General features: G+C 67.1%; 21 protein-coding genes and 1 tRNA gene. 15 read left to right on the top strand and 7 right to left on the bottom strand.

The window, feature by feature from the left end; translation table 11 throughout:
- Positions 1-11: 11 nt before the first annotated feature.
- From D3654_RS03920 to D3654_RS21000, 4 genes are all read left to right on the top strand, one after another.
- Entirely contained in the window at positions 12-797 is a 786-nt protein-coding gene (locus D3654_RS03920; protein WP_120520217.1) for an ABC transporter ATP-binding protein, read from the top strand.
- A gap of 50 nt (positions 798-847) precedes the next feature.
- Positions 848-1633 carry a sulfite exporter TauE/SafE family protein gene (locus D3654_RS03915; RefSeq protein ID WP_120520216.1) on the top strand — a complete coding sequence of 262 codons (786 nt, stop codon included), beginning with the start codon at positions 848-850 and terminating at the stop codon, positions 1631-1633.
- A gap of 25 nt (positions 1634-1658) precedes the next feature.
- Positions 1659-2471, top strand: coding sequence for a TrmH family RNA methyltransferase (locus D3654_RS03910; protein WP_120520215.1), 813 nt, complete (start codon positions 1659-1661; stop codon positions 2469-2471).
- A 117-nt stretch (positions 2472-2588) separates the two neighbouring features.
- Positions 2589-2726 (top strand): ATP-binding protein, encoded by a 138-nt coding sequence (locus D3654_RS21000; protein WP_205571726.1) that lies wholly within the window; start codon positions 2589-2591, stop codon positions 2724-2726.
- 11 nt (positions 2727-2737) lie between these two features.
- Here D3654_RS21000 and D3654_RS03900 read toward each other — a convergent pair whose 3' ends face one another.
- Both D3654_RS03900 and D3654_RS03895 read right to left on the bottom strand, forming a co-directional pair.
- On the bottom strand, positions 2738-4123 hold the full coding sequence (locus tag D3654_RS03900; protein ID WP_162943609.1) for an NAD(P)-binding protein: 1386 nt from the start codon (positions 4121-4123) through the stop codon (positions 2738-2740).
- Positions 4124-4332: 209 nt separating this feature from the next.
- Positions 4333-4938, bottom strand: coding sequence for a dihydrofolate reductase family protein (locus tag D3654_RS03895; RefSeq protein ID WP_120520212.1), 606 nt, complete (start codon positions 4936-4938; stop codon positions 4333-4335).
- 220 nt (positions 4939-5158) lie between these two features.
- Here D3654_RS03895 and D3654_RS03890 point away from each other — a divergent pair, with 220 nt between their 5' ends.
- Positions 5159-5416, top strand: a complete 258-nt coding sequence (locus tag D3654_RS03890) for a type B 50S ribosomal protein L31 (protein WP_074589571.1) — start codon at positions 5159-5161, stop codon at positions 5414-5416.
- A 99-nt stretch (positions 5417-5515) separates the two neighbouring features.
- On the top strand, positions 5516-6607 hold the full coding sequence (gene lplAB, locus D3654_RS03885) for a lipoate-protein ligase LplAB (RefSeq protein ID WP_120520211.1): 1092 nt from the start codon (positions 5516-5518) through the stop codon (positions 6605-6607).
- 9 nt (positions 6608-6616) lie between these two features.
- On the opposite strand, the gene pepN is transcribed toward lplAB, so the two are convergent.
- A complete protein-coding gene (gene pepN / locus D3654_RS03880; protein ID WP_120520210.1) occupies positions 6617-9229 on the bottom strand; it encodes an aminopeptidase N in 2613 nt (870 codons plus the stop codon).
- 203 nt (positions 9230-9432) lie between these two features.
- Here pepN and D3654_RS03875 point away from each other — a divergent pair, with 203 nt between their 5' ends.
- From D3654_RS03875 to D3654_RS03865, 3 genes are read left to right on the top strand one after another with little or no spacing between them, the layout of a single operon-like run.
- Entirely contained in the window at positions 9433-10992 is a 1560-nt protein-coding gene (locus D3654_RS03875; RefSeq protein ID WP_120520209.1) for a circularly permuted type 2 ATP-grasp protein, read from the top strand.
- A 58-nt stretch (positions 10993-11050) separates the two neighbouring features.
- On the top strand, positions 11051-11977 hold the full coding sequence (locus D3654_RS03870) for an alpha-E domain-containing protein (RefSeq protein WP_120520208.1): 927 nt from the start codon (positions 11051-11053) through the stop codon (positions 11975-11977).
- The gene (locus D3654_RS03865; protein ID WP_120520207.1) at positions 11974-12825 is read left to right on the top strand and encodes a transglutaminase family protein; all 852 of its coding nucleotides are present in this window, start codon (positions 11974-11976) and stop codon (positions 12823-12825) included. Before D3654_RS03870 ends, D3654_RS03865 begins: the two co-directional genes overlap by 4 nt.
- A 97-nt stretch (positions 12826-12922) precedes the next feature.
- Here the strand turns inward: D3654_RS03865 and D3654_RS03860 are convergent, their stop codons facing one another.
- A complete protein-coding gene (locus D3654_RS03860; protein ID WP_120520206.1) occupies positions 12923-14371 on the bottom strand; it encodes an SDR family NAD(P)-dependent oxidoreductase in 1449 nt (482 codons plus the stop codon).
- An 88-nt stretch (positions 14372-14459) separates the two neighbouring features.
- Positions 14460-15842: a glucose-1-phosphate adenylyltransferase gene (gene glgC / locus D3654_RS03855; protein WP_120520205.1), complete on the bottom strand. Its 1383-nt coding sequence runs from the start codon at positions 15840-15842 to the stop codon at positions 14460-14462.
- A 102-nt stretch (positions 15843-15944) separates the two neighbouring features.
- On the opposite strand from glgC, the gene glgA reads away from it, so the two are divergent.
- A complete protein-coding gene (gene glgA / locus D3654_RS03850; protein WP_120520204.1) occupies positions 15945-17147 on the top strand; it encodes a glycogen synthase in 1203 nt (400 codons plus the stop codon).
- A gap of 140 nt (positions 17148-17287) precedes the next feature.
- Here glgA and D3654_RS03845 read toward each other — a convergent pair whose 3' ends face one another.
- Together D3654_RS03845 and D3654_RS03840 are read right to left on the bottom strand one after the other, a co-directional pair.
- Positions 17288-19366 carry an acyl-CoA dehydrogenase family protein gene (locus tag D3654_RS03845; protein ID WP_120520203.1) on the bottom strand — a complete coding sequence of 693 codons (2079 nt, stop codon included), beginning with the start codon at positions 19364-19366 and terminating at the stop codon, positions 17288-17290.
- 46 nt (positions 19367-19412) lie between these two features.
- A complete protein-coding gene (locus D3654_RS03840; RefSeq protein WP_120520202.1) occupies positions 19413-20087 on the bottom strand; it encodes a TetR/AcrR family transcriptional regulator in 675 nt (224 codons plus the stop codon).
- A gap of 133 nt (positions 20088-20220) precedes the next feature.
- Between D3654_RS03840 and D3654_RS03835 the strand changes: the two genes are divergently transcribed.
- The 5 genes from D3654_RS03835 (at position 20221) to D3654_RS03815 (ending at position 25810) form a co-directional block, all read left to right on the top strand.
- On the top strand, positions 20221-21606 hold the full coding sequence (locus tag D3654_RS03835) for an acetyl-CoA C-acetyltransferase (protein ID WP_120520201.1): 1386 nt from the start codon (positions 20221-20223) through the stop codon (positions 21604-21606).
- Positions 21603-22958: a 3-oxoacyl-ACP reductase gene (locus tag D3654_RS03830; RefSeq protein WP_120520200.1), complete on the top strand. Its 1356-nt coding sequence runs from the start codon at positions 21603-21605 to the stop codon at positions 22956-22958. Before D3654_RS03835 ends, D3654_RS03830 begins: the two co-directional genes overlap by 4 nt.
- A complete protein-coding gene (locus tag D3654_RS03825; protein ID WP_120520199.1) occupies positions 22955-23902 on the top strand; it encodes a MaoC/PaaZ C-terminal domain-containing protein in 948 nt (315 codons plus the stop codon). The genes D3654_RS03830 and D3654_RS03825 overlap by 4 nt, the downstream gene beginning before the upstream one ends.
- Before the next feature lie 205 nt (positions 23903-24107).
- Positions 24108-24190: transfer RNA gene (locus D3654_RS03820), tRNA-Leu, on the top strand.
- Positions 24191-24505: 315 nt separating this feature from the next.
- Entirely contained in the window at positions 24506-25810 is a 1305-nt protein-coding gene (locus tag D3654_RS03815; RefSeq protein WP_120520198.1) for a M20/M25/M40 family metallo-hydrolase, read from the top strand.
- Positions 25811-25818: the final 8 nt, after the last annotated feature.

Genomic DNA, 25818 nt, shown 5'->3' with positions numbered 1-25818 from the left:
TGTCTATTCCTATGAGTGATGTTCTTGAACTGACTTCTGTCAGTGTCGTCCGGGGTTCCAAGACTTTGCTGGACAAGGTGGACTGGCAGGTCAACGACGGCGAACGCTGGGTGATCCTCGGTCCCAACGGCGCAGGCAAGACCACACTCCTCCAGATCGCCGCCGCCCGCCTGCACCCCAGCAGCGGAACGGCCGGGATCCTCGACGAAACCCTCGGCCGCGTGGACGTCTTCGAACTGCGCCCCCGCATCGGCCTCTCCTCCGCGGCCCTGGCCAACCACATCCCCGAGCACGAGAAGGTCCTCAACGTCGTGGTCACCGCCGCGTACGGCGTCACCGGCCGCTGGCGGGAAGGCTACGAGCGCGACGACGAGCGCCGCGCTTTCGGCCTGCTCAACGAGTGGGGCATGGGCCCCCTCCTGAACCGCACCTTCGCCTCCCTGTCCGAAGGGGAGCGCAAGCGCGTCCAGATCGCCCGTGCCCTCATGACCGACCCCGAGCTGCTGCTCCTGGACGAACCGGGCGCCGGCCTGGACCTCGGCGGACGCGAAGAGCTGGTCCACCGACTCGCCGAACTTGCCAACGACGAAGAAGCTCCCGTGATGGTCCTGGTGACCCACCACCTCGAGGAAGTCCCCCCGGGCTTCACGCACGCGATGCTGCTGCGCGACGGCGGCGTCGTGGCCGCCGGGCCCATCGACGAGGTCCTCACTGCAGAACACCTGAGCACCACCTTCGGCGTGGACCTGGACGTCACCGAGAACGCGGGCCGCTACACGGCCACCGCGCGCCGCTGACCCGGCAGCCTCCTGCACAGCGGACATAGAATTAAGCGGATATCAAAATAGTGGAACTTCTCAGCGGCCTCATTACCTTTATCGCCGGCCTGTGGGCCGGCACCATCAACGCAGTGGTCGGTTCCGGCACGCTCGTGACCTTCCCGGTGCTCATCGCCCTCGGCATCACCCCCGTGGTGGCCTCCATGAGCAACGCCATGGGCCTCGTGGCCGGTGCCGCCGCCGGCGCATGGGGCTACCGGCGCGAACTCGCCGGCCGCGGACGGCAGCTGCTTCAACTGCTCCCGGCCTCGCTGCTCGGCGGCATTACCGGCGCCTGGCTGCTGCTGCACCTGCCGGAGAAGGTCTTCCATTACGTCGCACCTGTGCTGCTGGTGCTGGCGCTGCTCATGGTGATGTTCCAACCCCGGCTGCAGGCCTGGGTGCGGCGCCGCGAGGAAAACCCCGAGCACGCCATCAAGGACAAGAACCATGGCGTGCTGCTGGTGGTGCTCGTGTACCTGGCAGGCGTCTACGGCGGGTACTTCGTGGCGGCCCAGGGCATCCTGCTGGTGGGCATCCTCGGCGTATTCATGACCGGCACCATCCAGAACGCGAACGCCATGAAGAACTTCCTGGTGCTGGGCGTGAACATGGTGGCCGCCGTGTCTTACATGCTGTTCGCCTTTGACCGGATCAACTGGATTGTCGTGGCCCTGATTGCCGTCAGCTCGACCATCGGCGGCCTGGTGGGCTCCAAGGTGGGCCGCCGGCTCCCGCCGGCGGTGCTGCGCGGCGTGATCTTCGTCCTGGGCCTCGTGGCGCTCGGCTTCATGGTCGCCAACCTGTTGAAATAGCCGTATTTCCGAAAAGACCTCGCCGGTGACATTCCATTACCTTGAATCCGCGGACGACCCGCGGGTGTCCGACTACACCCAGCTCACCGACGTGCACCTGCGCAAACTCCGCGAACCGGAGGAAGGCATGTACATCGCCGAGTCCTCCCGAGTGCTGCGGCGCGCCCTCGCCGCCGGCCACCGCCCGCGGTCGTTCTTCCTCGCCGAGAAATGGCTGGAGGACCTCGACGACGTCTTCCGGCAGTTCCCGGATGTCCCGGTCTACATCGGGCAGGCGAAGCTGCTGGAAGAGATCACCGGATTCCACCTGCACCGCGGCGCCATGGCCGCGATGCACCGGCCCGCGCCGGTTCCGCTGGAAACGCTGCTGGCCGAGTCCAGGCGCGTGGCCGTGCTGGAGGACATCGTGGACCACACAAATGTCGGCGCCATCTTCCGTTCCGCAGCGGCACTCGGCCTCGACGCCGTGCTGGTGACGCCGCGCTGCGGCGATCCGCTGTACAGGCGCAGTGTCCGGGTGAGCATGGGCACCGTCTTCCAGGTGCCGTGGGCGCGGCTGGAAAGCTGGCCGGGCGACCTGGAGCGCTTGAAGGCCCAGGGCTTCACGGTCGCCGCCATGGAACTCACGCCCGACGCCGTGGACCTGGATGAGCTCGCGGCCCGCGGTCCGGAGAAACTCGCCTTGGTGCTGGGCACCGAAGGTGCCGGGATGAGCCCTGAGACGCTGGCCGCTGTCGACCTCGCCGTCAAGATCCCGATGCGCGCGGGAGTGGACTCACTGAACGTCGCGGCCGCGTCCGCCGTCGCGTTCTGGGAACTGCGCCCGCGAAGAGTCTGAGCGTGACTGCAACCATCTGACCCTGGTGTCAGAGGCAAATGCTAGGCCAGAATGTTCTAGCTTCTGAGCCGAACCGCAGGTCAGAGCACCATTTGCTACCCACCGTTAGGCGCGCGAGTGCATCACCTGCTCTTCGTCGGCCCTCCGGGAGCCGGGAAGACCATGCTCGCCCAGCCCATCACGCACGAAGCCGCAGCCGCCGGCCTCGTCTCTAGCCCGCAGTACCAGTCTCACCGGCCGCATCACGAGTCTTGACGGTGGCGGGGTCACGCCGAGGCGATGAGGCGGGGGAGGTTGGAGAGCGCTCCGGCGGCATGGGCTCGGCTGCGCTCGCGAGCCTCGGCGATGCGTGGGTCGTCGGCGTAACGCTCCAGCTCGGCGAAAGGATACAGCCGGCTCGTGCGCGACCAGGCGGACACGGCCGGATGCTGGCCGCGTGCCCGGGCGTTCGCCATCAGCGCGGCGTAGGCGATGAGGAAGTCGACATTCCGATCCCAGAGGTGCAGCGGGCGGCACAGCTCGTTCTTCTGGTCGTCGTCGTGGAGTTCGGCTTCGACGACGCCTAGCATCGCGTACTGGAACGAGACGGTGCCCCAGAACATTGGCTGAAGCGTTATGCGGCCAGGTTCGAAAATCGGACGAAGTGGCGGCCGGACGAGCCCCGACGCCGCGCAATGGACGTGCAGCGTGTCGCGTGTCGTGGGGATGACACCGTCGTCGAGGATGATGCGGTCGCGCTCGACTGTACGCACGTGGCCGAGGCGGACCACATCCTCGATTTGCCGGAGGAGAGCGATCTCGGCTTCTCCGACGATCGCGCCGTGGAACATCGTGGGTGGCACGGAGGGATCGACCCGCAGCAGGATTCCATGTTCGTCGAGCCGTGCGAAGAGATCGTCAACCGTTGTCGCTTGGGCCATGGCCTCGATCTGTGCGGCGTTCGCGACGTACTGCTCGACGACTTGGTCGTGCGGCTGCAGGTAGCGTCTATTCGGCCACCAGCCTTCGCGCGGTTTGATCCACGTGAGGTCGGCGGGGTCCACACCCCGCTCGAGAAGCCACACACACGTGTCGAGGGCGGTCTTTCCCGCGCCGATCACGGTGAAGCGTCCGGCCGGGTGGGCGAGTCGGGCGAGCCCACCGGTGGGGATGCAGCGGACTCCCTCGGCCACGGCGAAGGGCGGGGCGGAGGTGGCGGGGATGCGGCCCTCAAGATACCTGGCATCCACCACGCGGCGTCGCACGGTGACGGGCACGGTGCGGCCGTCCAGGCGGGAGACGATCCGACCCTCGTCAACGAACTCGCACTCGGGCAGGTAGGCTACACGACCGGTCGGCAGGAAGACCCGCGTCATCGCCTCTTCGAAATGCGCGCAGATCTCGCTCGGGCCGGCCAGCTCGTACATGCCTGCGTTCGTGCCGCTGACGTCGCGCCTGTCGGCTCCGAATGGCACGGATTCGACGCCGTAGAGGTTCGCGGGCTGGTGCAGGCGGACGAACGGATATGCGTCCTGCCAGTGTCCCCCGGGCGCGTGCCGACGATCGACGATCGCCACCGTGGCATCCGAATGCGCGAGGATCCGGTCGGTGAAGACCATCCCCGCTGTCCCAGCGCCGACCACCAGATAGTCGGCTTCGATGCGCCCGCGCACGCACTCACAGTAAACCCGGCCGTCTGCCCAGGGGAATCCTCCGGTGCGCAGGTACGGTCGGGCGGCCGCCCGAAGGTAATCGCCCGGTCTGCGCCTGACCTACGGGCGGAAGGGCTGCTCGAACGTGCCCGGCTTCGTCGGCGGGAAAGCCGTGCGGCTGGCGGAGTCGATCACTCCGGCAAAAGAACTGATACAAGCAGGTGCGAGAGTCAGGTGACGCGGCGATAGCGGATATGGGTGGCCAGCGGTGAGTGAAGCACTTCGGCCGGTTCGAAGCCGAAGGATTCAACTCCGTCGAAGATACGCTCGCCTGAACCAAGGAGGACTGGTGCAATGTCGAGGGTGAGCTCGTCGATCACGCCGACGTTCAGTGCCTGTCGGACCGTAGAGGCCCCACCGGCAATGTCCACTCCCTTGTCCCCGGCTGCCTGGCACGCTGCGGAGTAGGCCGCGTCGAAGCCCTCGGTGACGAAATGGAAGGTCGTCCCGCCGCCCAGCTGAATCGGGTCATGTCCGTGATGAGTCAACACGAACACCGGCGCGTGGTACGGCGGTTCGGATCCCCACCACCCGATCCATTCCTCATCCCAGTCCCCGCGGATCGGGCCGAACATGTTCCGGCCCATCACATACGCGCCCCGCGGGCGCATGAGCCACTCGCTCGCGATCTTGTCGGCATGGTTGGCCCGCGGGTCGCCGATGTGCCAGCCGTGCAGCTCCAGCCCTCGCTTGCCCAGTGGGTCCTCGCGGCTCTGGTCCGGCCCGGCGACGAAGCCATCCAGCGAGATCGACATGTGGCAGGTGGTGTCCGACATCGCGAACCTCCTGTGATTGAGACTTGCATGCGGCCGTGTGAGGATTCTGGGACTCTAACACGCGAGGGCATCCTCGCCGGTTCGCCACTTCCCGCCGCATCGGCTAGGATAGTTTGTTGGCTCGGGAGCCGCGGAACGTTCATCGTCCGCAGGCGCGCGGACCACCTCCATTCATACCTGGCAGCTGGCAAAATCCAGCTGCGCGAACAAAGGTCCAATTATGAAGTCTGATATCCACCCGAAGTACGAAGCTGTTGTTTTCAACGACCTGGCTTCCGGCGTCAAGTTCCTGACCAAGTCCACCGTGTCTTCCTCGAAGACCATCGAGTGGGAAGACGGCAACACCTACCCGGTCATCGACGTCGAAATCTCCTCCGAGTCCCACCCGTTCTACACGGGCAAGCAGCGCATCATGGACTCCGCAGGCCGCGTCGAGCGCTTCAACGCTCGCTTCAAGGGCTTCGGCGCCAAGAAGTAATCGACTTCATCCAAGTCGCGTAAGCAGAGCCCGCGTCCCGTCAAGGGACGCGGGCTTTGTTGTTATTGGGCACAGGTGTTTTCGGGCAGGATGGTGCCCATGACGTTCCGCACCGCTTCTCCCGATTCCGACGCCGGCCGCCTCCACGGCGAATTCAAGGTCCCCGGCGGAAAACTCGTCGTCGTGGACTGCCACGTCGTGGACGGCAGGCTGGCGGACATGTCCGTCAGTGGCGATTTCTTCTTGGAACCGGACGAGGCGCTGCAGGACATCAACCGTGCGCTCACCGGGCTGCCCGCGGAGTCGACGCCGGGCGAGCTCGCCGACGCAGTGAATGAGGCCCTGCCGGCGAACGCCGTCCTGTTCGGCTTCTCAGCGGAAGCAGTTGCGGTGGCCGTGCGGCGCGCGCTGTCCAAAGCCACCGGCTGGCTGGACCATCAGTGGGAGGTGATTCCGCCGTCGGTCCTCCCGACGCACGTGAACGTGGCCCTCGACGAAGTCCTCACCGAAGAAGTCGGAGCAGGACGCCGCAACCCCACCCTGCGCTTCTGGGACTGGGAGGAACCCTCGGTGGTGATCGGTAGCTTCCAGTCCGTGCGCAACGAGGTGGACCCCGGCGGCGTGGAGAAGCACGGCATCACGGTGGTGCGCCGCATCAGCGGCGGGGGAGCGATGTTCATGGAAGCGGGCAACTGCATCACCTACTCCCTCTACCTGCCGCAGACCCTGGTGGACGGCATCAGTTTCGCCGACTCGTACGCCTTCCTGGACGCCTGGGTGATGGCGGCCCTGGAGAAGCTCGGGATCACGGCCTATTACGTCCCGTTGAACGACATCGCCACGGAGCAGGGAAAGATCGGCGGCGCGGCGCAGAAGCGCCTCGCCAACGGCGGCATGCTGCACCACGTCACCATGAGCTACGACATCGACGCCGACAAGATGGTGGAGGTGCTGCGCATCGCCAAGGAGAAGCTCTCCGACAAGGGCACGCGCAGCGCGAAGAAACGGGTGGACCCGTTGCGGAGGCAAAGCGGCCTGCCCCGGGAAGCCATCATCACGGCCATGCAGGAGGTTTTCGCCGAACGCTACGGGGCCATCGAATCCCGCATCACCGACGCCGAACTGGCCGCCGCGCAGGACCGCGTGCGCACCAAGTTCGGCACCGGGGAATGGCTGTACAGGATTCCCTAGGGCGAGTCCCTAGCTTGCGGCCCGCGGCACAGCCTGCGCGCGAAGGGCCCGCAGCAGGTGGTCGCGCTGTTCCAGGATGATCCGGCGCAATGCCCGCGGCGCCTCCGCGTGCGCGGCCAGCCAGGCGTCCGTCCTACGCAGTACGGGATGTTCCTCGGGTGCGGTGCCGTCCTGCAGGTCCTGCCCGGACGGGAACAGCCCGCGCACAATCCGGCCGGCGATCTCGATGCTCCGCTCCTGCCACACGCGCTCCAGGCACTCGAAATACGGTTCGATGTAGTCGTCCAGCATTCCATCGGGCGCCGTCATGAAGCCGGCGATCGTGGCCCCCAGGATTTCGTTCGACAGTTCCGCGGATTCGACGGCTGCTTTCCAGGCCGCGGCCTTCACTCCGGCATCCGGCCGTGCCGCGGCCGCGAGGGCGTGCCCCTCCCGCCCGGAGGCCGTGGTGTCCCGTTCCAGTTCCGCGTCGAGCTCGGCGGCTGTCGCCGCACCGTTCGCGGCCAAGGCCTGCCACAGGCTCCAGCGCAGCTCGGCATCCACCGCCAGCCCATCGATCTGTTCGGCGCCGGACAGCAGTCCGCGCAGCAACGGGAGCTGGCCGCCGTCGTGCCGGGACAGTCCGGCGAGCGTCCGCGCCCAGGCCAGCTGCTGGTCTGATCCCGGAACCGCATCCCGGAGCCGGGCCGCCGCCGTGCCAAGCAGGGCGCTGCGCGCGGCGCCCCGCCGCGCGGCAGGCACGTAGCGTTCCACCGCCGTCGCGGCGTTGCCGAGGACGTTCAGCAACACTCCGATGCCGCCTTCGGCCGGGGCGAAGCGTTCGACGGCGGCCAAGTACAGCTCCGCCGGTGTCACGGCGTCGCGTGCCGAGTCCCAGAGGGCGGTCCAGCAGAGAGCCCGGGCCATCGGGTCGCCGATCCGGTCAAGCGCCTCGCGGACCGTGGCCTCCGAGCCGGCGTCGAGGCGGACCTTGGCGTAGCTGAGGTCCTCGTCGTTGACCAGCAGCAGGGCCGGGCGCCGCTTCCCGGTGAGGCCCGCCACTGCGGTCACCGGGCCGTCGACGTCGAGCTCCAGGCCGTCCGTCCGCCGCAGTGCACCGTCGCCGTCGAAGTCGTAGAGCCCCAGCTTGAGCCGGTGCGGCCGGTGCTCCTGCCGGCCCGTGGCCGGATCCACCGAGTCCTGGTGCAGGATCACGGAATCCATGGTGCCGCCGTCGCCTTCGGCGATGTCCGCGCGGACTGTCGAGATGCCGGAAGTCTGCAGCCACTGCCGGGTCCAGCCGCCGAGGTCACGCCCGGACGCGGCCTCGAGGGCCGCGAGCAGGTCCGCCAGGGAGGTGTTGCCGAACGCGTGCTCGCGGAAGTACCGGCGGGAACCCTCGATGAAGGCCTCGAAGCCGACGTACGCCACGAGTTGCTTCAGCACCGAGGCGCCCTTGGCGTAGGTGATGCCGTCGAAGTTCTGCTTCGCCGCTTCGAGGTCCGGGATGTCCGCGACAATCGGGTGCGTGGTGGGCAGCTGGTCCTGCAGGTAGGCCCAGGCCTTGCGCTTGTTGGCGAAGTTCACCCACGCCGTTTCCCAGGAGGTGGCCCGGTCAACGCCGAGCGTGCCCATGAAATCGGCGAAGGACTCCTTGAGCCAGAGATCGTCCCACCAGCGCATGGTCACCAGGTCGCCGAACCACATGTGCGCCATCTCGTGCATCAGGGTGTTCGCCCGGGCCTCGTACTGGGCGTCGGTGGCGCGGGAGGTGAAGACGTACTTTTCGGTGAAGGTCACCAGGCCGGGGTTCTCCATGGCGCCGAGGTTGTATTCGGGAACGAACGCCTGTTCGTACTTGCCCCACGGGTAGGGGTAGTCGAAGAGCCGGTTGAAGAAGTCCAGGCCGGCCTTCGTCAGGGCGAACAGTTCCGGGGCGTCGAACGAGTCCGCCAGCGACGCGCGGCAGTAAAGGGCCAGCGGCACCTCAAGCCGGGTACCGTCGTCGAGCTCCGCGCTCCAGCTGTCCTCGGCGCGGAAGTACGGCCCCGCCAGGACCGAGGTGATGTAGGTGGACATGCGCTTGGTGGCGGCGAAGTCCCAGGTGCTGGCGTCCGGGTCGGTGGCCAGCGGGGCACGGCCGGATTCCGCACCGTTGGACGCCACGTGCCAGTCCGACGGCGCCGTCACGTGGAAGGTGAACTCCGCCTTCAGATCGGGCTGTTCGAAGTTCGCGAAGACGCGCCGGGCATCGGCCGGCTCATACTGGGTGTAGAGGTAGCACTTGCCGTCGGCGGGATCGAAGAAGCGGTGCATGCCTTCGCCGGAGCGGCTGTACAGCGCGGTTCCGGTGACGATCACCTCGTTGTCGGCGGCCAGGTTCCGCAGCTGGATCCGGTTGCCGTCGACGGCGGAAGCCAGGTCCAGTTCCTTGCCGTTGAGGAAGACGCTGTGCACCCCGCCGTGGATGAAATCCAGGAAGGTGTCCGAGCCCGGTTCCGCCGAGAAGGCGATGAAGGTGCGGCTGGTGTAACCCCCGACGGCGGGATCCGCCGCGTGCCGCACATCCAGCGAGACGTCGTACCGGTGAGTTGCCACCACGGCGGAACGGACAGCAGCTTCATCGCGTGTGAGGTTTGACACTAACTTATCTAACCACGCATCGGCGCTGCCGGAGCGGGCGCCCGCGGACCCGGGGCGGGCAGGTATATATTGGCAGCTACGGAGCCGGAAGATACCGGATCAAGCACTTTCTTCCGGTGCCGGCCCCGGAGGTGAGGGCGTGAAGTACGTCACATAATCGGCGTGAAATGCGCCCGTAATGAATAGGTGATTACCTGAGTCCCATGTCAGAGCTATTCCAGGATTATTCCGAGGCCGTGGCACGTTCCGGTGCCTATGACGAGATGTTCGCGCCGGGCCAGATCGCCAGGAGATCGTACGGCCAGGTCGAGGGAGCCCTGAAGGAGTTGTCGCTGGCAGACGTCAGTGCGCGTGCCGAATCGATGGCACGGACCTTCCTGGACCGCGGCGTCACCTTCGACTACGCGGGGGAGGAGCGCCCCTTCCCGCTGGACATCGTGCCCCGCGTGATCCCCGCCGACGAATGGGAAACCCTGGAACGCGGCGTCGCCCAGCGCGTGCGCGCGCTCGAAGCCTTCCTCGACGACGTCTACGGCCGCATGTCCGTGGTGTCCGACGGCGTCATTCCCCGCCAGCTCGTCACCACCAGCGCCCACTTCCACCGCGCCGTGCATGGTTTCGAGCCCGCGGGCGGGGTGCGCGTCCATGTCTCCGGCATCGACGTCGTCCGCGACGCCGCAGGCACCTTCCGCGTCCTCGAAGACAACGTGCGTGTCCCGTCCGGCGTCAGCTATGTGCTCGAGAACCGCCGGGCCATGGCCAAGGGCCTGCCCGAAGCGTTCGGCCAGCAGCACATCCGCCCCGTCGAGGAGTACCCGCGCCGGCTGCTGTCGGCCCTGCGCAAGACCGCACCGTCCGGCGTCGACGATCCCACCGTCGTCGTCCTGACCCCTGGCGTCTTCAACAGCGCCTACTTCGAACACACCCTCCTGGCCGGCCTCATGGGCGTGGAACTCGTGGAAGGCCGCGACCTCATCTGCCGCGGCAACCGCGTCTACATGCGCACCACCGCCGGTGAACAGCGCGTGGACGTCATCTACAAGCGCATCGACGACGACTTCCTCGATCCGCTGCAGTTCCGCTCCGACTCCATGCTCGGCTGCCCGGGGCTAGTCAACGCGGCCCGCGCCGGCGGCGTCACCATCGCCAACGCGGTGGGCAACGGCGTCGCCGACGACAAGCTGGTCTACAGCTACGTCCCGGACCTCATCCGGTACTACCTGCACGAAGAGCCGGTCATCGCCAACGTGGACACCTTCCGGCTGGAAGAGAAGGAAGCCCGCGAGCACGTGCTGGACCGCTTGGACGAGCTGGTCGTCAAACCGGTGGACGGCTCGGGCGGCAAGGGCCTCGTGATCGGCCCGGCCGCTTCCAAGGACGAGCTCGATGCGCTGCGCCAGCGGATCCTGACGGACCCGCGCGGCTGGATCGCGCAGCCCGTGCTGCAGCTCTCCACCGTGCCCACCCTCTCGGGGGACAAGTTCGGTCCGCGCCACGTGGACCTGCGCCCCTTTGCCGTGAACGACGGCGACGACGTCTGGGTGCTGCCCGGCGGCCTGACGCGCGTGGCACTCAAGGAGGGGTCGCTGATCGTGAACTCCAGCCAGGGCGGCGGATCGAAGGACACCTGGGTGCTCTCCGATTCCCCGCAGCTGCCCGGACCGGACCTTCCGCGGCCGAGCATCAGCGTCCGCGAGCAGGTATCCGTCTGGCCCGTGGAAAGCAACTGGCGCGACCGCCAGTCGGAGCAGGAACAGCAATGAGCACGTTCCAGCCCGCCCGTCCTTTTGACAAGACCCCGAACCCCAAGGAGGCAGGCCCGTGCTGAGCCGTATTGCCGAGTCACTCTTCTGGATCGGCCGCTATGTGGAACGTGCCGACGGCACCGCCAGGATCCTGGACGTCCACCTCGAGCGCTTGAACCACCTTCCGCTCGACGAGCAGCGCAGCGTTGCCCGTGAGCTCCTGGCCGTGATGGGCGCACGCCCGCAGAGCGAGGAATTCGGCCTGCCCGAACTGCTCCACGCACTGGCCTACGACAAATCCAACGCGTCCTCGATCGCCGGTTCCCTCGGGGCCGCGCGCGAGAACGCCCGCCGTGCCCGCGAAACCGTGTCGTCCTCCCTGTGGGAATGCCTCAACACCACCTACTACGGGCTGAACCAGCACCGCAAGGACGTGGTGGGCACCTACCGTTTCTGCAACTGGGTCCTGGAGCGAACCGCCATGGTCCGCGGCCTCGCCGACACCACGGTCAGCCACGACGAAAGCTGGCTCTTCCTGGTGCTCGGCCGCTCGCTGGAACGCGCCGACATGACGGCCCGCATGCTCTCCACCCGGGACGTGCTCTCCGCGGGCATGTCCTGGGTGAACATGCTGCGCTGCGCCGGCGCCTACGAGTCGTTCCTGCGCACCCGGCGGGCCGCCTTCGGCGACCAGCACGCCGCGGAGTTCCTGCTCCTGGACCGATTGTTCCCGCGATCCATCGTGTACGCCCTGCGCGACGCCGATGAGTGCCTGGCCAAGCTCGATCCCTCGGCCCAGCGCGTCGGCTTCATCAACGACGCCCGCCGGATCGTGGGCCAGGCCAGGACCTTCCTCGAGTTCCACCGCACGGACGACCTGATGGCGGAACTGCCCGAGCACATGGACCGTGTGCAGAAAGCGGTTACGCAAGCTTCCGACGCGATTTCCCGTAAGTACTTCAATCAGGCGGATGAGCTGGCCTGGGTGGGAGAAGTTTCATGACCCGGCTAAGCATCGTCCACAAGACCGCGTACAAGTACAACAAGCGGGTCACCCTGTCCTACAACGAGGCCCGGATGACCCCGCTGACGGACCCGCAGCAGGTGGTGCTGGAATCGTCGCTGAAGGTCACGCCGTCGCAGGCCGCCGTCAGCAGCTACCGCGACTACTGGGGCACCCGCGTCACCGCCTTCGACATGCAGATGCCGCACGAACGGCTCGAAGTCCTGGCCACGAGCACCGTCGAGGTGCACCGGGCAGAGAAGGTCGCGCTGCCGGAGCAGATTGTCGATTGGGAGACGCTCGGATCCGACGCCGTGCGGGACCAGTTCAGCGACTGGCTGCCGCAGTCCCGGCTGAGCGGCCCCGGCGACGAGGTCCTGTCGATCATCCCCGGGGTGGTGGCGGGCCGGAACCCGCACGACGCCGCCATCTCCGTGTTCGAATGGATGCGCGGCGAGATGACCTACATGAAGGGCAGCACCGGCGTCACCACCAACGCCGAGCAGGCCTGGACCCAGCGCCAGGGCGTCTGCCAGGACCTCGCGCACCTTGCGATCGGCTCGCTGCGCAGCTGCGGCATCCCGGCGCGCTACGTTTCCGGGTACATCCACCCGCGGTCGACGGCGGACATCGGCGAGACCGTAGCCGGCCAGTCCCACGCGTGGCTGGAGTGGTGGGACGGGGAGTGGCGCAGTTGGGACCCCACCAACCACAAACCGGCCGGCGACCACCACGTGACCGTGGCGCGCGGCCGCGACTACCGCGACGTGCCGCCGCTGAAGGGCATTCTGTCCGGCGGCGGAGGATCGGCGCTGACCGTGACCGTGGAAATCACCCGCCTGGCCTAGGGCTGCTTTAAAGCACAAAGTGCGGGGCGCCGGATCATCCGGCGCCCCGCACTTGTATGTCTGTGTTCTCGCCCCTGGCTTACCAGTCTTGTCTGGATTACCAGGGGCTGGGCTTGTAGTCCTTGAGGAAGACGCCGAACTGGTCCACGCCCTGTTCGCCCATGACGATCGGATCGTAGACGCGGGCGGCCCCGTCCACCAGGTCCAGGGGAGCGTGGAAGCCTTCCTCCATGAGCCGGACCTTGGTGTAGTGCGGGCGTTCGTCGGTGATCCAGCCGGTGTCCACCGCAGTCATGAGGATGCCGTCGGTGTCCAGCATTTCCTGGGCGCTGGTGCGGGTCATCATGTTCAGGGCCGCCTTGGCCATGTTGGTGTGCGGGTGGCCCGGGCCCTTGTAGACGCGGGAGAACTGCCCTTCCATGGCGGAGACGTTCACGATGTACTTCCGGCGGGCGGCGGAACGCTTCATGGCCCCGCGCAGGCGGCTCACCAGCAGGAACGGCGCGGTGACGTTGCAGAGCTGGACCTCCAGCAGTTCCAGCGGATCCACCTCGTCCACCACCTGGGTCCAGCTGTTCACCGTTGCCAGGTCCGGGACCAGGCCGCCGGCGTCGATGGCCGTGCCGCTGGCGATGCGTTCCAGCGAGGCCGACCCCGTGGACAACGCCAGCGAAGTGATGGCATCGCCGGCCAGGACCGGGTGTTCACTGACGCTGTGCGCGATGGCCAGCGGGTGCTTATCGTGCGCGTGGCCGAAGGTGACCAGTTCCGGGCCGCCGTTGCCGGCCTGCAAAGCCGCGGGCAGGGGCTCGTCCTCGGCATCCACCAAGGGCTTGTAGGCGTTGCCGGAGCGCCGCACGGTCTGGGCTGCGTTGTTGATGATGATGTCCAGCGGGCCCGCTGCGTTCAGGGAGTCCGTCAGGGCCATGACCTGGGACGGGTCGCGCAGGTCGATCCCGACGATCTTCAGGCGGTGCAGCCACTCGGCGCTGTCCTCCATCGCCGCGAACCGGCGGGCGGCGTCCTTGGGGAAGCGGGTGGTGATGGTGGTGTGGGCGCCGTCGCGTAACAGCCGCAGGGCAATGTACATGCCGATCTTCGCCCGCCCGCCGGTGAGGAGCGCGCGGCGGCCGGTCAGGTCCGTGCGGGCGTCCCGTTTGCTGTGGCTGAAGGCGGCGCATTCCGGGCACAGCTGGTGGTAGAAGGCGTCAACCTGGGTGTAATGCTGCTTGCAGATGTAGCAGGGCCGGGAACGGATCAAGTGCCCGGCGATCTCGCCGGTGGCCGAACTGGCGAGCTTGTTGCCGCGGGTTTCGTCGTCGATGCGGTCCGGGGCCGCCGTCGCGGTCAGGGCCATGACGGCGCGGTCGGCTTCGGCGATGGCGTCCCGCTTGGTGACGCGGCGGTGGCGCTTGACGGCCTTGAACATCTTCCCGGTGGCGCGCCGGACGGCGACGTAGTCCGGGTGCTCCTCGTCATAGGCGTGGATCGTGTTCAGGACCTTAAGGCAGGCCTGGATCTCATCAGGCGTCAACTCAGAGCTCATTGCTCCGATTTTACAGGGCCGCGGAAGGGCCTCAAAAGGAACAGCCTCCCCATGCGGTGCACGGGGAGGCTGCCTGTTTGCCGGCGGTTCAGACCTCGACGGAGGTTGCCTGGGCTTCGGCGGTCTTTTCCAGGGTTTCGCGGGCTTCGGGCAGGCCCTCGGTGACGGCCTTGACTGCCTTCGGGAGGGCGCGCCGGTATTCCGCGGAGAGAGCGAGTTCGGCCTCTTCGGGTTCCGGGACGAGCTGGCCCTTGGCCAGGACGGTGATGCCTGACTGCGTCACCTTGTAGCCGCGGGCGCGGTCCAGGTCCGGGTCGAGGCCGATGGCGGCGCCGGCCGGGATCCGGACGTTCTTGTCGATGATGGCGCGGTTGATCACGGCGCCCTCACCGACCCGGACCTTGTCCATGAGCACAGAGTCCTGGACACGGCTGGCCGTGCCGACGTAGACGTCGTTGGAGAGCACGGAGCCCTCCACGATGCCGCCGGACACCACCACGCCGCTGGCCACGATCGAGTCCAGGGCCGAGCCCACGGTCTGGTTCTCGCCGCGCACGAACTTGGCGGGCGGCGAGATGCTCTGCCGGGTGTAGATCGGCCATTCGGAGTTGTAGAGGTTGAACACCGGGACCGGAGAGATGAGGTCCATGTGGGCGTCGTAGAAGGAATCGATGGTGCCTACGTCGCGCCAGTAGGTGCGGTCGCGTTCGGTCGATCCCGGGATGTCGTTGAGGGTGAAGTCGTACACGCCGGCTTCACCCTTGCCCACGAAGTAGGGAATGATGTCCCCGCCCATGTCGTGCTTGGTGTCCAGGCGCTCGGCGTCGAGGCGGAGCGCATCCACCAAGGCGTCGGCGTCGAACACATAGTTGCCCATGGAGGCCAGGAACTGGGTGGGATCCGCGGCCAGGCCGGCGGTTTCGGCCGGCTTCTCAACGAAGGCGGAGATCTTCTGGGGATCGTTCTGGTCCACCTCGATGACGCCGAACTGGTTGGCCATGGACAGCGGCTGGCGCACGGCGGCGACGGTGGCCTTGGCCCCGCTGGCAATGTGCTGCTCCACCATCTGCGAGAAGTCCATCCGGTACACGTGGTCCGCACCGACCACCACCACGATGTCCGGGTTGGCGTCGTGGATCAGGTTCAGCGACTGGTAGATCGCGTTCGCGCTGCCCAGGAACCAGCTCTTGCCCACGCGCTGCTGCGCCGGCACCGAGGCGACATACCGCCCGAGCTGGGTGGACATGCGCCACGTTTCCGAAATATGGCGGTCAAGGCTGTGCGACTTGTATTGAGTGAGCACCACGATCTGCAGATACCCCGAATTCACCAGGTTCGACAGCGCGAAATCAATCAGTCGATACCCGCCGGCGAACGGCACCGCCGGTTTAGCCCGGTCCGCAGTCAGTGGCATGAGGCGGTTTCCCTCGCCGCCAGCCAGTACGATCGCCAATACTTTTTTCAACGCCATTGGTGTATTTCTCCCTGTACGTCTTGAAGCCCCCCGAATAGCCCGGGCTGCCGGACTCCTTCACACTAGAACAGATACCCGGGAACGACTACGTTAGGCACCATGCGCGTAGACATTGTGACTAAAGAATTTCCTCCCGAGATCTACGGCGGCGCCGGAGTGCATGTTGCCGAGCTCAGCCGGGTCCTCGCAAAGCATGTTGAGCTGCAGGTCCGCGCCTTCGGCGCGCCCCGCGACGCAGACTTCCACGGGGCGACTGTGACGTCATATTCGACGCCGGAAGACCTCGCGTCGGCCAACGCCGCCGTCCAGACCCTGGGCGTCGACCTGCGGATCGTCCCCGACGTCGCCGGGGCGGACCTGGTGCATTCACACACCTGGTACGCGAACATGGCCGGCCACCTCGCGTCGCTGCTGCACGGGATCCCGCACGTCCTCAGCGCGCACAGCCTGGAGCCGCTGCGTCCGTGGAAGGCAGAGCAGCTCGGCGGCGGCTACGCGTTGTCCTCCTGGGTGGAGAAGACCGCCTATGAGGCGGCTGCCGCGATCATCGCCGTCTCCGAGGGCATGCGGCAGGACATCCTGCGCAGCTACCCGGACGTCGATCCGGCCAAGGTGCGCGTGGTCCACAACGGCATCGACGTAGAGCTGTGGCAGCCGGACGCCGGCGAGGAGCATATCCGCGCCCTCGGAATCGATCCCGCCAAGCCCAGCGTGGTGTTCGTTGGCCGGAACACCCGCCAGAAGGGTGTGCCCTACCTGCTCCGCGCGGCCGCCAAGCTGCCGGACGACGTCCAGCTGGTCCTCTGCCTCGGCGCCGCTGACACCCCGGAACTCGCGGCGGAAACGGCGGCCCTGATCGAGGATCTGCAGAGCAAGCGCGAAGGCGTCATCCTTATCGAGCGCATGCTCCCGCGCAAGGAGCTCATCCAGGTGCTCAGCCACGCCACGGCGTTCGCCTGCCCGTCCATCTACGAGCCGCTCGGCATCGTCAACCTCGAAGCAATGGCCTGCGGTGCGGCAGTCGTCGCCAGCGCCACCGGCGGCATCCCCGAGGTCGTGAACCACGGCGAAACCGGTCTGCTGGTGGAATTGGACCAGGTCACCGACGGGACCGGCACCCCGCTGGATCCGGAGAAATTCGTGGCCGACTTCGCCGCTGCCCTCACCGAAGTGGTGTCCGACCCGGAGCGGGCGAAGGCCATGGGCGCCGCAGGCCGGGCACGGGCCGAAGCCCACTTCTCCTGGGAATCGATCACCCAGACCACCCTTGAGGTGTACCGCTCCGTGCTCGACAAGCCCTGACCCGCCTGGGCGGGCCACCCGCACCGGTTGACGCACGACGGCGGCGCCGCACCTTCGGCAAAACAACTTGCGAGGGTGCGGCGCCGCCGTCGTTGTGCCCGCTTGCGGCGGGGTCAGTGGCTTTCGGCCGCGGTAGCAGCTCAGCTCTTCAACGCCGGGAGGTGCTTTTCCTCCATAGGTGTTGAGCCGCTGGCCCGCTGTGCCTGGACGTAGTCGCGGGCCTCGTCCTGCCGCTGCTGCTCGGCGCCGGAGGCGATGGCCGCACGCAGGTGCTCGGGGCCGTAGCCGAAGGCATCCACCAGGTCCAGGGCGTGCGGACGGATCTTGACCAGCAGGCGGTTGATGTAGGCGCCGACCGTGCGGCCGCGCTGCATCGAGAGCCGGCCGTTCATGAGGTACCAGGACAGGTGCTTTTCGATCAGCGACAAGCCGAACAGGTCCCGCAGCCAGGTGAGTACCTTCAGGGTGCCCGGATCTTCGACGCCGGCAAGCGCCTCGGTGAAGGCCTCCCACTGAAGGAGCTCGGCGTGGGCGCGGGCGGCGTCGATGAGGTCGTCCTGGTGCTGGTTGAACAGGGCGGCGGCCTGGTGCTGGGGCAGCTTGTTGGCGCCTTTCAGGGCCGAACCGACCTCGGCGACCATTGACTGTACCCGGTCCGTGAGCAGGGTCCGCTGGCCCTCTTCGTCCCGCAGCGCCAGGGCGGCCTTTTGCACGGAGCCGGTATCGGCCACGAACTGGGCCACCTGGCGCAAGCCCGTCCGGTGCAGGGCGACGTCGGCTGCCTGCGATGCGACAAAACGGGCCAGCACGCCGAAGTCCACGGACCGGAATTCCTTGGCGTAATCCGCCAGTAGCCGCTTGGCCACCAGTTGCAGGAGGATCGTGTTGTCGCCCTCGAACGTGGCATAGACGTCGAGGTCGGCACGCAGCGACGCGAAACGGTTTTCGATCAGGAAGCCGGCACCGCCGCAGGCCTCGCGGCACTCCTGGAGCGTGTCCAGCGCGTGCCAGGTGCTCAAGGGCTTGAGTGCGGCGGCGAGGGTCTCGAGGTCCTGCCGGTCGGCGTCGGTGTCCCGCTTCCCGGAAAAGACGTCCTCGAATTTCGCAAGCAACTGCTCATGGGCAAATCCGGCAGCGTACGTAGTGGCGAGCCGGGTGAACAGGCGCCGCTGGTGGCGCTGGTAGTCAAGCAGCACCTCTTCTTCCACGGGCGAGGAGGAGTTGAACTGGCGCCGTTCGCTGGCGTACTGGATGGCGGCTTTGAGGGCCACCTTGCTCGCGGCTACGGCTGCACCGTCCAGTGAAACGCGGCCCTGGACGAGTGTGCCAAGCATGGTGAAGAAGCGGCGGCCGGGGCTGGCAATGGGCGAGCTGTACTCGCCGTCGGGGGAGACGCTGCCGTAGCGGTTGAGCAGATTTGTCCGCGGGATCCGGACGTTGCTGAAATGCAGGCGGCCGTTGTCGATGCCGTTCAGCCCGCCCTTGACGCCGTCATCCTCGCCGCCGATTCCGGGGAGGAATTCCTTGCTCTCCGGATCGCGCAGGGGAACGTAGAAGGCGTGGACGCCGTGGTTGACGTTGCGGGTCACCAGTTGGGCGAAGACGACGGCGGCGAGACCGTCGTTGGCCGCGTTGCCGATGTAGTCCTTCCAGGCTGCCCGGAACGGGGTGTGGATGACGAATTCCTGCGTGGCCTCGTCGTAAGTGGCGGTGGTGGCAATGCTCGCAACGTCCGAGCCGTGGCCGGTCTCTGTCATGGCGAAGCAGCCCGGGATCTCCAGGCTCATGATGCCCGGCAGCCACTTGTCATGGTGCTCGGCGGTGCCAAGGTGAAGCACGGCCGATCCGAACAGGCCCCATTGGACCCCGGCCTTGATCTGCAGCGAGGGATCGGCCGTGACGAGTTCCTCGAAGCCGGCGATGTTTCCGCCGTGATCGTCCGAGCCTCCCAGACGGACCGGAAAAGCCCGGTGCACCGCGTTGTTCTCCACGAGGTAACCCAGTTGCGCAAACACGCGCTTCCGGTGCTCCGTGTGGGTCAAACCCTCGATCTTGTGCACCTCGGGGCGACCGGCCAGCTCCCGGGCGGTCCGCCGGACGTCCGCCCAGCGGCCAAGCAACAATGCACCCAAGGCGGCGACGTCGACGGCCGGGGTGCCGGCGCTTCCGGATCCGGCGGGGTTGGTGCCGGACACGGTGCGGTCCACTACTTCAGTCATGTGATTCCTTCGCGGTTTCCATACGGTGGTCATTGCGGGCTGTAAATCATTGCGGCTTCTGTGCGGCCCTGCTCCCGGGCGCGATCCCGACACACAGCCAGTCGGTGATGTACCCGGCCATCGCCTGTTGGTCGGGCTTGGCAGGGGAGTCCGGCGAACTGAGCCACAGCTCGCCGGCGTTGCGCACCATGCCGATCGCCGCCGTCGGCCAGTAGCCGATCAGGGTCTCGGCGTCGGGGCCGAGGTGTTCGCGCATCGGCGCGGCCATCATGGCGCTGATCGACTCGAAGAAGTGACCCAGGGCGCCGGAGGCCGCGATGGCATCCTGCTGGCCGGCGTCGCCGTGCGGCAAGCGGGTGACGAAGGCGTAGACGCTCGGGCTCGACTCCGCCATCTGCAGGTAGGCCGACACCATGGCGAACAGGCCTTCGCGCGCAGTTGTGGCAGTGGCCACGGCTTCCTTCATCTTCCGCTGCATCTGGGCGAGGACTACCTCTCCCATGGCCTGCTGGAGCCCCGCCTTGTCGCCGAAGTAGCGGTAGAACACCGGCTTCGAGGTGCCGGCCGCGGCAGCGATGTCCTCCATCGAGGCGTCGCGGCCCAAGGTATGTACGGCCTTGCGGGCGGCCTTGATCAGTTCCCGGCGGCGCTCTTCCCGGTGGCGCTGCCAGCGCGCAGCACGGCCGTCGACGGCGGGCTGTACGTAGTCCACCGGCCCCATCGGATGGGAGGCGGCGGACCCTGTGGCTGCTTGCCTTGATGCCGGTTGCTTGGATGCTGTGACGCTGTTCACGATACCCAGCGTATCAGGTACGCTGGGTATCAGTAATCGAAACCAGCGAAGGAGCAATTTGATGCCCGAAGCAGCACTGTCACCGGAAGAAGGCCACGAGCAGCAAGGGCAGCATGCACCCCACGCCGGCGTCCGCAAGGCGGTGGTGATCGGTGGCAACAGGATCCCCTTCGCCCGGAGCGGCGGCGCCTACACGAGGTCTTCCAACCAGGACATGCTCACCGCCGCACTCGACGGATTGATCGCCCGCTTCGGCCTGCAGGAGGAGAGGCTCGGCGAAGTTGCCGCGGGTGCCGTCCTGAAGCACTCGAGGCACTTCAACCTGACCCGCGAGGCCGTCCTCGGATCAGCCCTGTCGGCCGAAACCCCCGCCTACGACCTGCAGCAGGCCTGCGCCACCGGCTTGGAGACGGTGCTCGGCCTGGCCAACAAGATCAAGCTGGGCCAAATCGATTCCGCGGTGGCCGGTGGCGTGGACTCTGCCTCCGATGCGCCGATCGCCGTCAGCGAGGGGCTGCGCGAAGTTCTGCTCGACCTCAACCGGGCCAAGACCCTTCCTGCGCGGCTCAAGGTGCTCTCGCGGCTGCGCCCCAAGGATATCGCCCCGGACGCCCCGGACACCGGCGAACCCCGCACTGGACTATCCATGGGCGAGCACCAGGCACTCACCACGGCGCAATGGAAGATCACCCGCGAAGCCCAGGACGAACTCGCCTACAACAGCCACCGCAATCTCGCGGCGGCATACGACCGCGGCTTCTTCGACGACCTCCTCACCCCATACCGCGGATTGACCCGGGATTCGAACCTGCGCCCCGACACGTCGCTGGAGAAGCTCGCCACCTTGAAACCCGTGTTCGGCAAGACCCTTGGCACCGAGGCGACCATGACGGCCGGCAACTCCACGCCGCTCACGGACGGCGCCGCCACCGTGCTTCTGGGAAGCGAAGAATGGGCGGACGAACGGGGGCTGCCGAAGCTGGCCACCATCGTGGACGGGGAGGCCGCCGCCGTCGACTTCGTCCATGGCAAGGACGGCCTGCTGATGGCCCCGGCATTCGCGGTGCCGCGGCTCCTGGCCCGCAACGGACTGACGCTCGCGGACTTCGACTTCTTCGAAATCCACGAAGCCTTCGCAGGCACCGTCCTCAGCACGCTGGCCGCGTGGGAAGACGAAGACTTCGGACGCAGCCGCCTCGGCCTTCCGGGCGCCTTCGGCTCCATCGACCGCAGCAGGCTCAACGTCAACGGCTCCTCGCTGGCAGCAGGCCACCCTTTCGCCGCGACCGGCGGGCGCATCGTTGCCTCCTTGGCGAAAATGCTCCACGACCGTCGAAGGGTGGACGGGCGCCCGGCCCGCGGCCTGATCTCCATTTGCGCGGCAGGCGGACAAGGCGTCGTGGCCGTCCTTGAGGCATACCCGGCCGCGGAAGGGGTGCAGGCATGAGCGACAAGTACACCCAATTCGTCAGCCGCGGAATCGGCCGCGACCTCGCCGGGAAGCTCGGCCTGCCCAGGCCCGTCGAGTTGCGCAGGTACACGCCGGGCAGCCCGCTCGCGCCCGGACCGGTCCTCGTCATCGGCAGGCAGGATGACAGCCAAGGAAAGGAAGCGGAAGCCCTCGCCGCCGAACTCCTCTCTTGGGGCCTGGACGTGCGGCGCAACGCTCTGCCCAAGGAAAGGCTCGGGGCCATCATCCTGCTCCTGGACGACGTCCGGCGGCCGGAGGACCTTGAGATCCCGATGCTGACCGCCGCCCGCTCGCTGCGTGATCTCGCCCCGGGCGGCCGGGTGGTCAGCGTGTCACGCACGTGGGAGTCCGCGGCGGACCCGGCAGAAGCGGCCGCCCGCCAGGGCATCGACGGAATCGTACGCTCGGTGGCCAAGGAACTCCGCGACGGGGCCACGGCGAACGGCATACTGCTGGGCCGCGACGCCGGGCCACGGAGCCCGGGGACCCTCGGAGCCCTGCGCTTCTTCCTCTCCGGCCGTTCCGCGTTCGTCGACGGCCAGTTCCTCACCGTCTCCACTGCCTCCGGCAGCCAGCCGGGCGATCCGGACAAGCCGCTCGCCGGAAAGGTCGCAGTCGTCACCGGAGCCGCCAGGGGGATCGGAGCCGCTATTGCACGGACACTCCATCGCGACGGCGCCACGATTGTGGCCGTCGATGTTCCCGCGGCCGGGGACCACCTGGCGGAGGTCGCCAACGAGGTCAAGGGAACCGCCCTGCAGTTGGATATCACCGTCCCCGAGGCCGGGGAGCGGATCATCCACCATGCCCTGGAACGGCACGGAAGCCTGGACATCCTGGTCCACAATGCAGGGATCACCCGCGACAAGTTGCTGGCGAACATGGACGACGGCCGCTGGCGCTCGGTGATCGCCGTCAATATCGCCTCCCAGTTGCGCATCAACGATGCCGTCCTTGGCTCGCCCGCCCTTCCCGTGGCACCTCACATCGTGTCGGTCGCCTCCACCAGCGGCATCGCCGGCAACCGCGGCCAAAGCAACTACGCCGCGTCCAAGGGGGGCGTGATCGGGATGGTCCGTGCCAGTGCGCCGCTGCTGGCTGCCCGGGGCGGTACGATCAACGCCGTCGCTCCGGGTTTCATCGAAACCGAGATGACCGCCCGGATTCCCTTGCTGACCAGGGAAGTGGCACGGCGCTTGAATTCCCTGCAGCAGGGCGGAATCCCGGGCGACGTAGCCGAGGCCATTGCATTCCTCGCGTCTGATGCCGCCGGGGGAATCTCCGGAGAGGTGCTGCGGGTCTGTGGACAGAACCTGGTGGGCGCATGAGCACCGACACGGACGGGAGCCGGCAGACCGTGTTCCTGCCGGAAGCGCCCTCACTCTCCATGCTGTATCTCAATGCCGCGGCGACGGCGGCACGCCGGCGGATCTCCGGCGCCCGGCCCGCCACCGGCCTTCCCGACGCCCGGCACGGGCTCCGGGGTGTCAAGGCCGACGTCGAAAAGCTGACCGCCTTCCAGCACCTGCTCGGCGAGACCGCCGGCGACTTCCTTCCGTCCGGATTCATCCATGCACTGGCTTTCCCTGTGGCAATGAGCGTGCTTAACCGCGACGATTTCCCGCTCCCACTCCTGGGCATGATCCACCTGCGGAACCGGGCGGACCAGTACCGCGCCGTGCATTTCTCCGAGTCGCTGGAGATCGTGGCATGGGTCGAAAACCTCCGCGGGCACCGGGCCGGGTCCCTTGTTGACCTCGTTGCCGAAGTCCGGGATAACGATGGCGTGCTCCGCTGGAAAGGAGTGTCCTCCTATCTTGCGAAGGGCTTCTTCCTTCCGGGGGTGGACAAGCCGGGCGTGGACACGGACGGTGTGCAGGGCGGCGGGCCGGAAACGCCGTTCAGCCCGCCCGTCCCGACCGCCCTGTGGGCACTTGGGGTGGACACCGGGCGGAACTATGCCGGCGTTTCGGGAGACTTCAATCCGATCCACCTGAGCGTGCTGTCAGCCAAGGCCCTGGGCCTGAAACGTTCGATCGCCCACGGCATGTACCTCGCGTCGAGGGCGCTGGCCGAGGTGGGGCCCGCCCGGAGCGAGGCCTTCACGTGGGAGGTCATGTTCGAAGCTCCGGTTTTCCTCCCTGCCCGCGTTTCCTTGGAAATCAGCACGTCCCGCAGTGCCGGCGGACACTGGGATCGTTCTGACTTCACCGGCTGGAACCCGCGCAGCGGCCGCCGCCACTTCCGCGGGTCCGTGGCAACCCTGGACTAGCGGCGGGCCCACAGCTTAGCCCGGCTGCGGCCGCTCCGACGTCGGACACGGCTGCCACCCGGGTACTCACGCCCACCGGATTTTCCGGATCCCGCGCACCCGTCTCCCGATTTTTAAATCCCCGCGAACCGTGTTAGAGTTTTTCTCGCTGCTTCGGAGGAAAGCAAAGCGCCGGAAGGCGTGGAAGATGCTCCGAACACCACCTGCGCGGGTGGCGGAATGGCAGACGCGCTAGCTTGAGGTGCTAGTCCTCGAAAGGGGGTGGGGGTTCAAGTCCCCCTCCGCGCACAAATGCGAGGCCCGAATTCAATTCCGTGAATTCGGGCCTCGTTCGTTTAATGACGAATTCTTTCACTCCTGGCGAATGTAATGCGCGTCCCAATAATTCGCCTGCATTTAGGCCATTCGCACGGAGACAGCACCCGGGATGCTCCTCCGCGTGGCCCTCCGGGCGCAACCCGTAGCGGAAGACCACAGCCTCATGCGCTCCGCAACGGGCCCCGGATGGGTAGGCTGGGGGAGTGCCGCGCCCGCGATGCTGCGCGGTGAGACGAATGTGCATCGAGCCCAGCACTGTGTACCGAAGCCAGCAAGGAGAGTTCCATGTCTGAGATCCGCCCCGAAGACGAAGTTGTCCGGATCTGCCAGGAACTCATCCGGATAGACTCCTCGAACTTCGGCGACAGCACCGGTCCGGGCGAGCGGGCGGCCGCGGAGTACACCGCCGGGCTGATCAGCGAGGTGGGCCTCGACGCCGAAATCTTCGAATCGGCCCCCGGCCGGGCGAGCGTCGTGACCCGGATGGCCGGCGAGGATCCTTCGGCGGACGCCCTGGTGGTCCACGGCCACCTCGACGTCGTTCCGGCGCTCAAGGACCAGTGGTCTGTGGATCCCTTCAGCGGCGAACTCAAGGACGGCCTGATCTGGGGCCGTGGCGCCGTGGACATGAAGGACATGGACGCCATGATCCTCTCTGTGATGCGCGACTTCGCGCGCAGCGGCCGTAAGCCCAAACGGGACATCGTCTTCGCCTTTTTTGCCGACGAGGAAGCCGGCGGCACCTACGGTGCGCGCTACGCCGTCGAGCACCGCCGCGAACTGTTCGACGGCGCCACCGAAGCGATTTCCGAGGTCGGCGGCTTCTCCGCGACCATCGGCGGCCAGCGCACCTACCTGCTGCAGACCGCGGAAAAGGGCATCTCCTGGCTCCGTCTCGTGGCGCACGGCCGGGCGGGCCACGGCTCGCAGATCAACACCGACAACGCCATCACCCGGCTTGCCGGAGCCGTCACCCGGATCGGCGAATACCAGTGGCCGATCGAACTCACGCCCACTACGCGCCAGTTCCTGGACGGCGTCACCGAGCTGACCGGCGTCGAGTTCGACGCCGACAACCCCGAGCTCCTCCTGAAGGAACTCGGCACGGTTGCACGCTTCGTGGGTGCCACCCTGCAGAACACGTCCAACCCCACACTGCTGCGCTCGGGTTACAAGCACAACGTGATCCCGGAGTCCGCCGAAGCATTGGTGGACTGCCGCACGCTGCCCGGCCAGCAGGAACTCGTCTTCGAGACCATCAAGAAGCTGGCCGGCGAGGGCGTCGACGTCAGCTACGTCAACAAGGACGTCTCCCTCGAAGTGCCGTTCGCCGGCAACCTGGTGGACTCCATGATCGATGCCCTGCACGCCGAGGACCCGGGCGCCAAGGTCCTTCCGTACACGCTTTCCGGCGGCACGGACAACAAGTCACTGAGCAAGATCGGCATCACGGGCTACGGCTTCGCCCCGCTGATGCTTCCGGACGAGCTCGACTTCACCGGTATGTTCCACGGCGTGGACGAACGGGTGCCGGCCGAATCCCTGAAGTTCGGCACCCGCGTGCTCAACCGGCTGCTCAGCACCTACTAGGCGCCTGC

It is taken from the genome of Arthrobacter celericrescens, from assembly GCF_003614925.1.
Classification (GTDB): Bacteria; Actinomycetota; Actinomycetes; order Actinomycetales; family Micrococcaceae; genus Arthrobacter; species Arthrobacter celericrescens.
This window is presented reverse-complemented; position numbering and strand designations above follow the sequence as displayed.

What these genes read in the sequence shown, in the direction of transcription:
- D3654_RS03920 (WP_120520217.1), top strand. Translation starts at nt 12, where the DNA reads ATGAGTGATGTTCTTGAACTGACTTCTGTCAGTGTCGTCCGGGGTTCC.
- D3654_RS03860 (WP_120520206.1), bottom strand. Translation starts at nt 14,371, where the DNA reads ATGAGCTCTGAGTTGACGCCTGATGAGATCCAGGCCTGCCTTAAGGTC.
- D3654_RS03840 (WP_120520202.1), bottom strand. Translation starts at nt 20,087, where the DNA reads ATGGGGCCGGTGGACTACGTACAGCCCGCCGTCGACGGCCGTGCTGCG.
- glgA (WP_120520204.1), top strand. Translation starts at nt 15,945, where the DNA reads ATGCGCGTAGACATTGTGACTAAAGAATTTCCTCCCGAGATCTACGGC.
- D3654_RS03815 (WP_120520198.1), top strand. Translation starts at nt 24,506, where the DNA reads ATGTCTGAGATCCGCCCCGAAGACGAAGTTGTCCGGATCTGCCAGGAA.
- D3654_RS03895 (WP_120520212.1), bottom strand. Translation starts at nt 4,938, where the DNA reads ATGTCGGACACCACCTGCCACATGTCGATCTCGCTGGATGGCTTCGTC.
- D3654_RS03875 (WP_120520209.1), top strand. Translation starts at nt 9,433, where the DNA reads ATGTCAGAGCTATTCCAGGATTATTCCGAGGCCGTGGCACGTTCCGGT.
- lplAB (WP_120520211.1), top strand. Translation starts at nt 5,516, where the DNA reads ATGACGTTCCGCACCGCTTCTCCCGATTCCGACGCCGGCCGCCTCCAC.
- D3654_RS03830 (WP_120520200.1), top strand. Translation starts at nt 21,603, where the DNA reads ATGAGCGACAAGTACACCCAATTCGTCAGCCGCGGAATCGGCCGCGAC.
- D3654_RS03825 (WP_120520199.1), top strand. Translation starts at nt 22,955, where the DNA reads ATGAGCACCGACACGGACGGGAGCCGGCAGACCGTGTTCCTGCCGGAA.
- D3654_RS03835 (WP_120520201.1), top strand. Translation starts at nt 20,221, where the DNA reads ATGCCCGAAGCAGCACTGTCACCGGAAGAAGGCCACGAGCAGCAAGGG.
- glgC (WP_120520205.1), bottom strand. Translation starts at nt 15,842, where the DNA reads ATGGCGTTGAAAAAAGTATTGGCGATCGTACTGGCTGGCGGCGAGGGA.
- D3654_RS03865 (WP_120520207.1), top strand. Translation starts at nt 11,974, where the DNA reads ATGACCCGGCTAAGCATCGTCCACAAGACCGCGTACAAGTACAACAAG.
- D3654_RS03845 (WP_120520203.1), bottom strand. Translation starts at nt 19,366, where the DNA reads ATGACTGAAGTAGTGGACCGCACCGTGTCCGGCACCAACCCCGCCGGA.
- D3654_RS03890 (WP_074589571.1), top strand. Translation starts at nt 5,159, where the DNA reads ATGAAGTCTGATATCCACCCGAAGTACGAAGCTGTTGTTTTCAACGAC.